Source organism: Erysipelothrix aquatica (assembly GCF_009828825.1).
In the GTDB taxonomy this organism is placed as follows: domain Bacteria; phylum Bacillota_I; class Bacilli_A; order Erysipelotrichales; family Erysipelotrichaceae; genus Erysipelothrix; species Erysipelothrix aquatica_A.
The window spans coordinates 78,285-92,145 of sequence record NZ_WTTA01000005.1; the positions used below are offsets into that span (position 1 = coordinate 78,285).

Annotated in this window: 13 protein-coding genes and 1 tRNA gene; 13 read left to right on the forward strand and 1 reads right to left on the reverse strand. The window is 39.7% G+C overall.

The window, feature by feature from the left end; genetic code table 11:
- Nucleotides 1-480 carry a deoxycytidylate deaminase gene (locus GVV22_RS09850; RefSeq protein ID WP_159649893.1) on the forward strand — a complete coding sequence of 160 codons (480 nt, stop codon included), beginning with the start codon at nucleotides 1-3 and terminating at the stop codon, nucleotides 478-480.
- On the opposite strand, the gene rnhC is transcribed toward GVV22_RS09850, so the two are convergent.
- On the reverse strand, nucleotides 470-1,372 hold the full coding sequence (gene rnhC, locus GVV22_RS09855) for a ribonuclease HIII (RefSeq protein ID WP_159649894.1): 903 nt from the start codon (nucleotides 1,370-1,372) through the stop codon (nucleotides 470-472). The two genes, GVV22_RS09850 and rnhC, sit on opposite strands and share 11 nt — an antisense overlap.
- A gap of 72 nt (nucleotides 1,373-1,444) precedes the next feature.
- Here rnhC and GVV22_RS09860 point away from each other — a divergent pair, with 72 nt between their 5' ends.
- From GVV22_RS09860 to GVV22_RS09915, 12 genes are all read left to right on the forward strand, one after another.
- On the forward strand, nucleotides 1,445-2,110 hold the full coding sequence (locus GVV22_RS09860; protein ID WP_159649895.1) for a CvpA family protein: 666 nt from the start codon (nucleotides 1,445-1,447) through the stop codon (nucleotides 2,108-2,110).
- The gene (locus GVV22_RS09865; protein ID WP_159649896.1) at nucleotides 2,103-4,391 is read left to right on the forward strand and encodes an endonuclease MutS2; all 2,289 of its coding nucleotides are present in this window, start codon (nucleotides 2,103-2,105) and stop codon (nucleotides 4,389-4,391) included. The genes GVV22_RS09860 and GVV22_RS09865 overlap by 8 nt, the downstream gene beginning before the upstream one ends.
- Nucleotides 4,388-6,157, forward strand: coding sequence for an excinuclease ABC subunit UvrC (gene uvrC, locus GVV22_RS09870; protein WP_159649897.1), 1,770 nt, complete (start codon nucleotides 4,388-4,390; stop codon nucleotides 6,155-6,157). The genes GVV22_RS09865 and uvrC overlap by 4 nt, the downstream gene beginning before the upstream one ends.
- Nucleotides 6,144-6,884 carry a glutamate racemase gene (locus GVV22_RS09875; protein ID WP_159649898.1) on the forward strand — a complete coding sequence of 247 codons (741 nt, stop codon included), beginning with the start codon at nucleotides 6,144-6,146 and terminating at the stop codon, nucleotides 6,882-6,884. Before uvrC ends, GVV22_RS09875 begins: the two co-directional genes overlap by 14 nt.
- A complete protein-coding gene (locus GVV22_RS09880) occupies nucleotides 6,881-7,351 on the forward strand; it encodes a metallophosphoesterase family protein (RefSeq protein ID WP_159649899.1) in 471 nt (156 codons plus the stop codon). Before GVV22_RS09875 ends, GVV22_RS09880 begins: the two co-directional genes overlap by 4 nt.
- Nucleotides 7,352-7,398: 47 nt before the next feature.
- Nucleotides 7,399-7,474, forward strand: a tRNA-Arg gene (locus tag GVV22_RS09885).
- Nucleotides 7,475-7,956: 482 nt separating this feature from the next.
- Entirely contained in the window at nucleotides 7,957-8,889 is a 933-nt protein-coding gene (locus tag GVV22_RS09890) for an NADP-dependent oxidoreductase (RefSeq protein WP_159649900.1), read from the forward strand.
- 36 nt (nucleotides 8,890-8,925) lie between these two features.
- Nucleotides 8,926-10,017 carry an amidohydrolase/deacetylase family metallohydrolase gene (locus GVV22_RS09895; protein ID WP_201290718.1) on the forward strand — a complete coding sequence of 364 codons (1,092 nt, stop codon included), beginning with the start codon at nucleotides 8,926-8,928 and terminating at the stop codon, nucleotides 10,015-10,017.
- Nucleotides 10,014-11,117: a DgaE family pyridoxal phosphate-dependent ammonia lyase gene (locus tag GVV22_RS09900; RefSeq protein WP_159649901.1), complete on the forward strand. Its 1,104-nt coding sequence runs from the start codon at nucleotides 10,014-10,016 to the stop codon at nucleotides 11,115-11,117. Before GVV22_RS09895 ends, GVV22_RS09900 begins: the two co-directional genes overlap by 4 nt.
- On the forward strand, nucleotides 11,117-11,857 hold the full coding sequence (dagF, locus tag GVV22_RS09905) for a 2-dehydro-3-deoxy-phosphogluconate aldolase (protein WP_159649902.1): 741 nt from the start codon (nucleotides 11,117-11,119) through the stop codon (nucleotides 11,855-11,857). Before GVV22_RS09900 ends, dagF begins: the two co-directional genes overlap by 1 nt.
- Nucleotides 11,854-12,831 carry a sugar kinase gene (locus tag GVV22_RS09910; RefSeq protein ID WP_159649903.1) on the forward strand — a complete coding sequence of 326 codons (978 nt, stop codon included), beginning with the start codon at nucleotides 11,854-11,856 and terminating at the stop codon, nucleotides 12,829-12,831. The genes dagF and GVV22_RS09910 overlap by 4 nt, the downstream gene beginning before the upstream one ends.
- A 97-nt stretch (nucleotides 12,832-12,928) precedes the next feature.
- Nucleotides 12,929-13,810 (forward strand): G5 domain-containing protein, encoded by an 882-nt coding sequence (locus GVV22_RS09915; protein WP_159649904.1) that lies wholly within the window; start codon nucleotides 12,929-12,931, stop codon nucleotides 13,808-13,810.
- Nucleotides 13,811-13,861 lie beyond the last annotated feature (51 nt).

Genomic DNA, 13,861 nt, shown 5'->3' on the forward strand with positions numbered 1-13,861 from the left:
ATGTCGAAACGTCAAAATGCAATTTCTTGGGATGAATATTTTATGGGTTTAGCACATTTATCTGCTAAACGCTCAAAGGATCCCTCAACCCAGGTCGGCGCAGCAATCATTGATCCACACAAAAAAATTGTCGGAATCGGATACAACGGATTTCCAATCGGAGTAAGTGATGATGAATTTCCGTGGGATCGTGACGGTGAAATGTTAGCTACAAAATATCCTTATGTTGTACATGCTGAACTCAATGCAATTCTGAATGCCACGACATCTTTAAGAGGATGTTCGATTTATGTTTCGCTATTTCCGTGTCATGAGTGTACGAAAGCAATAGTTCAGAGTGGAATTACCGAAGTTGTCTATGAAGATGATAAGTATGCGGCAACGGACTCTGTCATCGCTTCAAAAAGAATGCTTACGAGCGCAGGTGTTACGTTACGACGTTTAGAAAAACCAGTCCGTATTGAACTGGTTAAAGATTAATTATTTTTTGAGTATTGGCGAAATGGGTTTTGGCGACTTTATGTAAGGCCTCCTGCCCATGGCGTTCGATAAATACTTTACCTGCAATATCTACATGAGCTCCAGCCCCTTTAGGGAATTCGAAATCATAAAGTGTTCCTAATTGGTCGAGCGCTTCAAGAAATGCAAAGCGTGCAATGATTGCTGCACATGCTACAGCTAAATATTTATTCTCGGCCTTTGTTTCAAACGTTAAGTCTTTATAGACTTCGGGTTCTTGAGCAAGGGCTTTGAAATAAGCATCCTTAGGCATGAATTGATCAATTACGGATAAAGTGGGCATTGTTATTTTCTTCGATAAATTCAGAAAAGCCTTATTATGAAGCTTTGCTTTGATAACGTTCATATTCATTGTTTTATGGATACTGTTATATTTTGCATTTTCTAATACTAGCAGGCTATATGTGATAGTCTCCATGATAACGGGTGCGAGTTGGCGAATCGTGTCGTCATTAATCTGTTTAGAATCTACGATTTTGCTGACGGGAAGGACATTTAAGTCCGCATCCGTAAGATAAGCAGCACACACGGTTATTGGCCCAAAGTAGTCTCCAGTACCAACCTCATCAGATCCTGCCATAGGATAGCGAGTTGGTGTTGCGTTAATTTGAGTAGATACTTTCTTTGTTGATTGCGTTTCCTCTGATTCGACGTATCCAAAAAGTGAAGCATGAAAAACAGCAGCATGACCTTGAAATACTACTTTTCCACTTGTGTATGCGGTAATTGTAAAATCGTCACCACGAATCTGGAAATGTGTATATGGTAAGTCAGTCCGTATTTTGTAAGCGTGATAACGCTTTTTAAGATCAAATATTTGATCGTGTGTAAGTTTTAATGTGATTGGTTTCATAACAATAATATAGACTATTTGAAGTTGAATCACAAATATTTTTAGATTATGATTAAACAAAGGAGTGATACAATGATTACATTTCCATCAGATTGGATGATCTACTTAAACGGTGTGATTATCATATGGTTTCTCATTGACCTATATAGAGGCTACAAGCGGGGAATGCTCTTGCAAATCGTAGACGTAGTAGGAACGTTTGTTGCGCTTTTTGCAGCATGGCTTCTTTCTCCTGCATTTTCCAAGGTCATCACATTCGTCAAGTTAGATGGTAACGGACTCGTTACCATCAATCAATTCGTAGGCAATCAAGTTAACCGCCTGATTTGGTTCGTAGTACTATTTGTAGTGATACGTATCCTCTTGTTACTCGTAACACCACTTGCTTCATTCATATCCAAAATGCCATTAATTAAACAGGTTAATTCAGCAATTGGCGGTGTGTTTGCTGTCGTGATGTTCGGAGTTAAATTAATGATTGCGATTTTACTACTCTCAACACCATTAATTATCAATGGCCAAGATGTCGTCAATAATACGTGGTTAAAACAAGTCAATGAAGTCGGACAGCCTGTACTTGTATTTGTCGATGACTTTATCGTTCGAAATGATGCAATTCAGTCGATTATCATGGAACAAAAACTACCCGATGAACAAGAACAGGCAATGGTAAAATGGCTAACCGATAATAATTTTACAGATCAAGAAATTAAGGAGTTTTTAAATAAATATGAATAATATATCGTCTCGTCTCGAGTTCGATAAAGTACTAGAACGAGTATCATTTTACGCATCGTTCTCACTAGGGAAAGAGAAGGTGCTACAAAGTGAGCCTTCTTTTTCTGCTTTAATCGTTCGTCGAGATTTAGCACGTGCAAAAGATGCACTGCAACTAGTTATAACCAACGGATCATTGTCTTTTGGGGGTATTACCGATGTTAATTTTGCACTAGGGTTCGCAGCCAAAGGTGGAACACTCGCAATTGATGAAATCATCGATGTTGGTCGTTTTATGCAAGGGATTCAACGATTAAAAAATCAATACGAGAAAGTTGAAGGCAGTTATCCTGCTTTAGATGACTTGTTTGAAAGTTTAGTTGTGAACGAAAAAGTGCTTGACCATATCAATCATGCATTTGGAGAACAAGGGAATGTTCTTGATCGAGCAAGCACAACACTTTCTTCGATTCGAAAAAGTATTACACAACTTGAAGGAAATATTGATAAACAAACGCAAGAGTTCTTGACGAAAAATCGTTCCATGTTGAGCGAAGCGGTTGTTTCATTACAACATGGTCGTAAAACATTCTTAATCAAGCCATCCGAGAAAAACAAACTCGATGGAACAATATATGGTGAATCCGCAAGTGGACAGTCTGTATATTTTGAGCCCGCGTTTTTATCTCGCATGCAAAATGAACTTCAAGGCTTGCATCATCAAGAAGCCGACGAAATTGAGCGTATTTGTCGCGAAACATCGGGTTTAATTGCTGGGGAAGCCCTACAATTAGAGGCTGATGTTGATACTGCCGGAATTCTTGACGCGCTCTTTGCGAAAGCAGAATGGGGCCATAAAAATGACGCGGTCGTCGCAACATTGACCAAAGATTCTTTGAAGTTAAAGAACGCACGTCATCCACTAATTGATCCTAAAACAGTCGTTTCAAATACATATAAAATGCTTCCCCCTCACCGAATGATACTCATTTCAGGACCGAACACTGGTGGTAAATCGGTGTCGCTCAAAACAATAGGCCTGAGTATTATGATGACCTTAGCGGGCTTCCCTGTGTGCGCTGAAGAAGCAGAAGTTATGTTAGTTGACAAAATTTTTGTGGATATTGGGGATCAACAATCTATTGAGAAGTCGTTATCGTCGTTTTCAGCACATATGCAAACGATGACAACGGTTAGTGAAGACGCAACACGCAATTCGATAGTACTGCTTGACGAGCTCGGTTCACAAACAGATCCTCTCGAAGGAGAGAGTCTTTCAATGGCGATTCTTGATCATTTCAGAGATGTTGGATGCTGGGTTGTCGCAACAACGCACTTCTCAAGATTAAAACAATATGGTACACAATTTGAGGATATTCTTATTGCGAGCGTCGAGTTTGACCTTCAAAATTTGATGCCAACGTATCGTTACCGTGAAAACATCATGGGCGAATCGAATGCGTTTGCAATTGCTAAACGACTTGGCTTAAACGAAGCGATTATCAACCAAGCTCAGGAATATAAAGAAGCAAGTCAATATGAAACAGAACATATGATGGAAATTCTAGAGGCGAAAATTCAAGAGCAAGAACAAAAAATCGTTGAACTAAATGAGAAAGAAAATGAACTAGAAAAAGAAAAGGCGCAGCTTCTGTTAGATCGTGAAGCAATGCAGCGATCATTTGAAAAAGAAAAAGAAAAATTAGTTGAAGAAAATGAATCCTATCTCGAAGAGATGCTTTCAGAAGCTCAGAAACAACTTGATGTGATTAATCAATCAAGCCGTCCTGATTTTAGGAAGCAAGCCGTCAAAAAGATTGCATCAATGCAACGTGAAATTGTAGTAGATGATATTGCGATTGGTGATCGGGTCAAACTTAAATCAACCAGTCAGGTTGGTGTGGTAGAAAGTATTGAAAAGAATACGGCACACGTATCAATCTCAGGCTTAAAAGTTAAGGTAGATTTATCAAAATTGACGAAGATTGCTGGACCAGCGCCAAAAGTGAAATCAAAACAACGGAAATCACATTCTATCAGTGCCCGTTCATCATTCAATACAGAGCTAAATATTATCGGTAAACGTGTTGCGGAAGCAATTCCAATGGTAGATAAATTTATTGATGATGCCCTTGTGAACAATGTTGTTCAATTCCGCATAGTACATGGGCATGGAACAGGACAACTTCGTAACGCTGTTCACGATAGACTTCGAAAAAATAAACATGTCGGTTCATTCGAACTTGGAAGTATTGGGGAAGGTGGCTCGGGAGCTACTGTCGTTAAACTAAAACAGTCATGAAACATACAATTGAAGAAAAACTAGCATTACTTCCAACAGAGCCTGGTTGTTATCTTATGAAAGATAAAAACGGAGAAATTATCTACGTTGGTAAAGCGAAGAAACTTAAGAACCGTGTAAGTTCCTATTTTCATGGTGCGCATGATCACAAGACAACCAAGATGGTGAGTCAAGTGCGAGATTTTGACACAATTATAACGTCAACTGAGAAGGAATCGTTGATTCTCGAGATTAACCTCATTAAAGAACACCGGCCGCGCTTTAATATCCTATTTATGGACGATAAATCATATCCTTACCTCAAGGTGAGTCGAACTGGAAAACCGGAAGTTATTGTATCTCGTGATAAAAAACATTCACCGAATTACACCTACTTTGGTCCATATCCAGATGCTACTGCTGCTCGAGCTATGGCAAGTGTTCTGAATGATTCTATTCCAACAGGGGATGATTTACTTCCTAATACACAAGCAATCTACAACAGCTTTAACCGGACTGAAAAAAAATACTCGAAAGAAGAGTTATCGTTGTGGCGACAAAACGTTATCAGCATCCTTAATGGTAATTCGAAATCGTTCATTGACGCTCTAGAAGCGAAGATGCTTGAAGCCAGTCAAGATATGAATTTTGAGTTGGCGCAACGCTATAAAGAAAAGCTTCAGGCAATCGAATATGTTGGAGACCGCCAACAAGTCCAATTTAGCCGCACTGAAAACTTTGATGTGTTCAACTATGCATATTACCAAGGATACATTGCGATTACCGGATTGTTTGTTCGTGCAGGTCGTTTGCTTGAACGAACCATGGCGGTTGAAGCAAGCCTCGAAGAACCAGAAGATGCACTGACATCATTCATCGCACAGTTCTACCAAAACCAACCCACTCCTAAATTCGTATATGTACCAGAATTGCTAGATAAAGATTCGATTCAGGCGATGATTCAAACCGAAGTTTTGCATGCTCAGCGTGGGAAAAAGCGAGCATTAATGGATATCGCTGAAAAAAATGCACAACAACAATTGAATGATCAATTTCAACTCCTCAAAAATCGTCAAAATTTCAAAGAAGAAGCACTCTTGCACTTATCACAATTACTATCCTTTTCTGAGACAATTCATCGGATTGAGGTTTTTGATAACTCGCATATTTCCGGAACCTTCGCAGTTTCGGCATGTGTTGTCTTTGATGATGGGGAACCGAACAAATCGTTGTATCGTCGATACCGTCTACATCAAGGCAATGATGATGTAGCATCGATGAAAGAAGTTCTATACCGTCGTTATTTTAGAATTCTGAAAGAAGACGGCGTCTTTCCAGATTTAATTTTAGTAGATGGTGGGAAGCCGCAAGTCAATGCTGCACTCGAAATTATGGAAATGTTAGACTTAAACATAACCGTTGCAGGACTTGTAAAAGATGATCGTCACCGCACTCATGCGCTACTAAATGCAAGTGGTGAGATTCTCAATGTCGATAAAACATCATCCTTGTATGCATTAATGACGCATATGCAAGATGAGGTCCACCGTTACGTTATTGGTTACCATCGAAATTTACGTAAAAAAGCGATGACCAAATCAATTTTAGACGAGGTTCCGGGCTTAGGACCGGTACGACAGAAACAACTCTTTAAGACATTTGGATCGCTTCGTGGAATTCGCGGCGCAAGCATCGAAGCATTAGAAACGATTATTCCAGAAGATGTTGCACGCGAACTCTATGATATAATTCATATAGATTGGACGGAACATAATGATGAGAAATAATAAGAAAATAGGACTTTTTGATTCTGGGTTGGGTGGATACAGCGTCTTTCAATATTTAAAAACCCATCTACCATCGTTAAATCTCGTGCTCTATGCGGATCAAAAAAATGCGCCATATGGCAACCAGAGTAATCAAGCAATTATCGACCATACAATTCATGCAATGGCTTGGTTTGAGGCTCAAGGAATTACTGATGTCGTGATTGCATGTAATACTGTATCTTCAATTGCGATATCAGCAATCTCGGAAGTCTATCCTGCTTTAAATATTATGGGGATTATTGATCTCACGACGTCGCAAATGTCAAGTACCAACGACACAGTGGCGGTCGTATCAACATTGGCAACACATCGATCCAAGGCATATGCCAAATCTTTACATGCTCGTGGTATCTATAATGTTGTGAGTCTGCCATTGGGCGACCTTGTGAACTATATTGAAAATATGGAAGATCCATCAGAGTATCTTCAAAAAGCACTTGAGCCTATTCAAGCGGCAACAACGCTAATTCTAGGTTGTACACACTACCCTTTGATATTAGATACATTTGAACGCTTCTTTGATGGTGAAATTGTAGATTCAAGAGAACCAATCTATAAGGTTTTAAAACATTATGAAAGCAATCAGGTTGGATCCATTCGCGTTGTAACGAGTGGAAATCCCGCTATTATGCGAGATCAAATCAAAGCGTTATTTTTAGAAGACATCGAGGTAGAAGGCGTATGAAAGAGTTTATCGTTGTAAGTGATAATCATGGCAATGCAAAGGTACTCCAACAAATTTTGGAAAAGCACCCCAATGCGGAAGGATTTATCCATTGTGGCGACAGTGAGATGGATCCCCGTGATTTAAAGAATTTTACTGTCGTTACGGGTAACAACGACTATTACTTCAAATTCCCAGAATACATGATAGTGACGCTTGGCGGAAAACGTATCTACATTACACACAGTCATACGCTTCCGTATGGCAAAGCAATTGAGACTTTAGTCGCACGTGCAAAAGCCCAAGACTGTGAAATTGCTTGCTATGGGCACACCCATAAATTTGATTTCAGAACGATTGATGGCGTAACCGTAATTAACCCAGGATCGCTCTATTATAATCGAGATGGAAGTGATCCAAGTTATGCCAGAATTACGATAGAAAATGACATAATCTTCGCTGAAAAATTATTTTCGAAAGATTTATAAAAGGCGTTGTAAATGGCTGTACTATTTGTTATTATAATAGTCGCAGTGTCTTCGTAGCTCAGTGGATAGAGCACGCGCCTTCTAAGCGTGTGGTCGGGGGTTCAAATCCCTCCGAGGACGCCAATTGAAATTACACCCACTTAATAGTGGGTTTTTTTGTACCCTTATGTAGAAAACCCCTACAAGTAAATATATCGAAAATAACAATTAACTAAAATACACTGTTTAATTGCGTTTTACACTCTTAAACATCACCTTAAATCTCTATTTTTAGCATCCCTCCGATGACGCCAATAAGTTAAGTAAACGCACCTTTGGTGTTTTTTTTATGATGTATTGGGTGGTACGATGCGATGATTCGTGAACATGAGGAAAAATGAAATTTGAAATTCAATATGATATACTATTCTGCTCTAGAATTTCCTCAGTGCAGGAATCCTGTGAAAACCAGTAGTATCGTACATAATTGCTTTATTCTATGGTATAAACCCATGTTCTTGCGATTATGATGACCCCAAACTTTAATCTTGATAAAAAGTAAGTGTCTGAAGTACGAATGATGACAGATTCAATCTATGTGCTAAAATAATACTAGAGGTGAAACTATGAAAGCAATCGCAATCGATACATTCGGCGGTGTTGATACACTGCATGAAATTGAACTAGAGATTCCACAAGTTGGATCTGACCAAGTATTAATAGCAGTGAAGGCAGTATCAGTAAATCCGGTTGATACCAAAATCCGGGCAGGATTGATGCCAGGTTTTCCAAATAAACATTTTCCTAAAATTCTGGGTCGTGATGTGGCAGGGGATGTGATCGCGGTCGGTTCGGCGGTTTCCAAATTTAAAATTGGGGATCGTGTTGTAGGTGATCCTGCACCTAAAGATCAAGGAACCTACAGTGAATTTACAGTGGTACCCCAAAATCGCTTAGTTAAACTACCCGATAGCATTGACTATGAAACTGCAGCGACATTACCAACAGCTGCAGCTACTGCCTATCAGGGGCTATTTATCCAGGGTAATTTAAAGCAAGGACAACGTGTCCTTATCCATGGCGGTATGGGTGGTGTTGGAAGTATTGCGATTCAACTTGCACACCAGGCAGGTGCATTTGTAATCACAACTGCATCCACCAAAAATCATGACCGCTTGTTAGAACTTGGAGCGGATGTGGTAATTGATTATCATACAACACAATTCGAGGCGGTAGTATCTAACATTGATTTAGTGTTTGATACGATTGGAAATGATACGCAGATCAAAAGTATGGATGTGTTGAATGAGACTGGGAGTATAGTCACGATAATAGGAAAAGTTGTCGATTCAGATAAAGTTCGATTCTTTAGTAATAAATCATCGGCGGAGGTACTGGAAGCTCTCGTAGCGAGACTTGATGATGGAAGTCTTCACCCAATCATTGGCGAAATTGTTCCAATGTCGGTTGCGGCTATCCGGGATGCACATGAAAAAATTGACCGGAAACAAACAAACGGAAAAATTGTTTTGATAAATGGTACCTCAAACATCCTATAATGTGATATCATTATAATGTTATAAAGGGGTGAAATAGTGCGACTCTATAAAAATGGAAAACTCGTGAATGGTGAAGCAATTAGCATTGGTGTTGAAGATGGATTAATCATTGCAATTAATCCCACCAACGAAAGTGCGTATTCATCAATCATTGATCTCGTCGGAAACTATATTTCCGCAGGTTGGATTGATATGCACACACATTGCTACGAGCGAATGGATTTGTATTATGATGATCCAGATGAGATTGGTTATAAAACAGGCGTTACAACAGTGATTGATGCAGGAACTACTGGTGCCCTTGATATTGGAACATTCTATGCCGATACACGATTAAAAAAAACACGAGTCTATGCAATGATAAATATTGCGAAACAAGGTATTAAAACTCAAAATGAACTCGCCGACTTGAATAACATCGACATCCAAATGATAGATCAAGCAATCACGAAATATCCTGATTTTGTCATTGGGTTTAAAGTACGCATGAGTGCATCTGTAATTGGGGATAATGGGATTGTTCCATTGGAAATCGCAAAATCCATTCAGACTCAATTTCAGAAACCTTTAATGGTTCATATTGGTTCAAATCCGCCACTTCTTGTAGATATTTTGACACGGTTAGATACAGGGGATATCGTGACTCACATCTTTAACGGTAAAGAGAACGGGATTTTAAATCATCTTGGGAAAGTTCGCCAAGAAGTATGGGATGCACATCACCGTGGTGTTATTTTTGATATTGGTCATGGCCGTGAAAGCTTTAGTTTTGATATTGCGCAACAAGCATTCAAAGAATGTTTGTTGTGCGATACGATTAGCAGTGATATTTACCATCATAACCGTGTCGAAGGGCCCGTTTATAGCTTGGCGCATACAATGAATAAATTATTGAGTGTTGGTTATTCTCTTGAACGTGTCATTGAGATGGTAACAGTAAGACCGGCAGAGATTATGAGCCTTCCCAAACTAGGTACCCTTGCGGTTGGTAATTATGCAGATCTTACAGTTTTTAAGGAACAAGTAATCCATCAGACCTTGGTTGATTCTCACGATGTGACGCGAACTTTAAAACGTGGAATTCAAGTAGAGGCTGTAGTGATTAAAGGAGAGTATATTGAATTATGAGTGAAATCCAAAACGAACTATCGTTAACTCGAGTGATTAACGCATCTGGTAAAATGACCATTTTAGGTGGCTCAAAATTATCAGAAGCAGTAACAGAAGCAATGTGCGACGGCTCACAAAATTTTTATGTAATGTCTGATTTGATGATGAAATCACGCCAATGGATTGAAACGAATTATAACGTCGAGGCGGCATGGATTGTGAGTTCCGCATCTTCTGGCATTGCGCAGACCGTTGCGGCGGCAATAGCCCAGGATAACTTGGATGTAATACTTAATCCCTATGCACCTAACGTTACGAAGCGAGACATTGTGATTGCGAAAGGGCATATTGTAGATTACGGAACATCTATCGAGGTACCAATCCGAATGGGTGGTGGTACCATCATTGAAGCGGGATTCGCAAATGCATGCTCAAAAGCACATTTTGAAACAAAAATCACGGAAAATACAGCCGCCCTGCTTTATGTGAAATCACACCATGCAGTACAAAAGGGAATGCTAGAACTTGAAGAAGTCGTCGAACTTGGGAAAAAGTATAAAGTACCCGTAATCGTGGATGCTGCAGCAGAAAGCGATTTAAATCTTTATTTAAACCAAGGAGCAGATGCTGTAATCTATTCAGGAACCAAAGCGCTAGAAGGACCTACTTCAGGGGTTGTTGTTGGGAAAGCAACGTTTATTGACTTGCTAAAACTGCAAGGGCAAGGTATTGGTCGAGTCATGAAAGTTGGTAAAGAATCGATTTTTGGACTGATGGCTGCGCTACTTCACTTCAAAAAGAGTCAACCAGCAACAAAAGCGGTGCAAGAAGCATTCATGGCACCACTTTTGGCTCGGATGAATGCACTTGATGGTGTACGTGCTATAAGTGTTCAAGATGGCGCAGGTCGCCCAATCTATCGTGCATCAATTACATTTACACATGCCAAAGATGCAATGCAGATTACGAAAGCGTTACAAGAAAATGATCCCAAAATATATACTCGTGATTATCGAAAAAATGAAGGTATAATCGAGGTGGATCTTCGTGATGTAAGTGAAACGGAATTGGAAGAAATTGCGCAGGCAATAGAAACACTTTATGGAGGATTAAAATAATGACATTAAATGTGAAATATTTAAACGACAGACTGGCACTGAATGTCTTAACCAATTCAGTAGAAAATGCTCAAGCGCTCGTAGAGGCTGCAGAAGGGCATGTATTAGTTGGTGTATTGTCCAAAAATTATCCAACAGTTGAAGCTGCTGTTGAAGACATGAAACGCTATCAAAATGCTACCGATAATGCAATATCTGTAGGATTGGGAGCTGGTGATCCAGGACAATGGAAAATGGTTGCTCAAATCTCCGAGATTATTCAACCTCAACATATTAATCAGATGTTTACAGCAACAGGATACACACGCGGACTTCTGGGTCAAGATCAAACAATCGTTAACAGTCTCGTATCACCATCCGGAAAAGTAGGATATGTAAATGTGTCTACAGGTATTAAGAGTCGTGAAGAAGCTGTGGCACTCGTTCCAATTCGTACGGCAATTCGCATGATGCAAGAAATGGGAGCATCATCCATAAAATTCTTTCCAATGAATGGATTGTCAACTTTTGAAGAATACAAAGCAGTCTGTGAAGCATGTGCAGAATATGATTTCATGTTGGAACCAACAGGTGGATTGGATTTAGAAAATTTTGAAATTGTCGTGAAGACGGCACTTGATGCAGGTGTTAAACGCGTAATTCCTCATGTTTATTCATCAATCATTGATCCAGAAACTGGAGCAACCCGACCTGAAGATGTTGCGACACTCTACACCATAATGAAAAAACTAACCCAATGAAAAAGAAAATAGTCGCGTTTGGCGAAGTCATGATGCGATTAGCACCCCCAATGTATACAACACTTCAACAAGCACAGACGTTTGATTTTATGTTTACAGGGACGGGTGTTAATGTCTTAGCGGGCCTTTACGGCCTTGGGTTTGAAACAACCCTATTAACTGCATTACCTGACAATAATGTCGGATATGCTGCTGCATCGCATCTACGACGATTAGGTATTAAAGATAGCCATATTAGCTTTTCAGGGAATCATTTAGGGTCATACGTCATTGAGTTTGGTGCAGGTGCGCGAAGTTCCCAAGTAACATATTTGAACCGTACTGAAAGTTCGTTTGCGAAAACGAACTACCAACTCGAATACTGGGAGTCTGTGGTAGCGAATGCGGATATGTTACATATTTGTGGTATTTCGCTTATTAACGAAAACACATATAACATTGCATTAACATTGATGGATATTGCCAAAGACCATCATGTTCCGGTTGTTTTTGATAGTAATTTCAGACCATCCTTGTGGCAAGATGATCGCATGCATTTATATAAAGAAATGTATGAAGCAATGCTCAAGCGTGCAGACATTGTTTTTGCGGGTCCTAAAGACGTTGTTAAATTACTCGGCATTGACGGCGATACAGCAACGTTGATGCAAGTCTTTCAGAAACATTATGCGCTTGAATATGTTTTAGGAACAGAACGCTTTGAGCAATCCATTCAAGGATTTATTGTGAGCACTGATGCGTACAATGTATCCGATCGATATCCACTTACAATAATAGATCGTATTGGCGGCGGTGATGGATTTGCAGTGGGGGCACTTACCGGTATACTTGAAGGCATGGCACCAGAGGATATCGTAACGTACGGCGTAGCGAGTGGTGTTTTAGCACATACTGTCTACGGTGATGCAGTCATGGTCAATCGTATTGATATTGAAAATCTCATTCAAGGCGTGAAAATAGATTTAAAGAGGTGAAAAGCACCTCTTTTTTTAAGCAATAAACTGTTTTTTAAGATAAATTATGATATTGTAAACTTATACCGATTCAATGTTTGGACAGAAGAGGTAGAACGTGAAGAAACGAAGCATGTTAATAATTACGCTCATCGTGGGCGTGATGGTAACTGAAGCAATATTAGCAGGCTCGGTGTCGAAAAATACATCTCCAAACATACAGGGATCCCAACCAAATATAATTCCTGTATCCACCCCCCATTCGGGCAGCATAAATGCGGCAATTGGAAATGGCACACAAACGGATGACAAAAAAATAGAAAAAGTCCAAACATATAAGAGTCGTGTAAAGAATACACCTATCGCGTTTGATACACAGTATGTGTATGACGATACGCGTGAAGAAAAAGATTCGTATGTAAGTGTGGAAGGTGTTGAAGGAATGCTTGAAAGCACATATAACGATGAATATGAAGGGGATGTGTTCGTAGCAACAACATTAGTTTCAGAAAATACAGTGACTGCACCAATTGATGAAGTCATTGTTGTTGGGACTAAAGTTAGTGCAGGGTCACGTGAATCAAATTCAAGTGGCCAGCAACCAGCAACTCAAGAAGTAGCAGTACCTCAAGGAAATTACGATGATGGACTCGCTCGATCGATGTTTGATGCGATGAATGATATTCGTGAACAAAACGGATTAAGTCGCCTACGGTGGTCGAATCAACTTTATGATTATGCAAAAATTAGAGCACAAGAGATCTCGGCAGTCTTTGACCACAGAAGACCTGATGGGTCTGCATGGGATAGTCTTAACCCAGATGTTATCTATGCTGAAAATCTCGCTACAAAGGCCTACAAAGTGAATGTGGCGATGGATGCACTGATGAATTCGCCGACACATCGAAAGAACATTCTTTCAGAATTCCCAATGGGAAGTGTTGCTGTCTTTAAGGCAAGCAATGGCGAGTGGTATTGGGTGCAATTATTTGGTTACTAAGAAATACAAAAGCAGGATCGGAAGGTCCTGCTTTTCTCATAAAAAAACCAA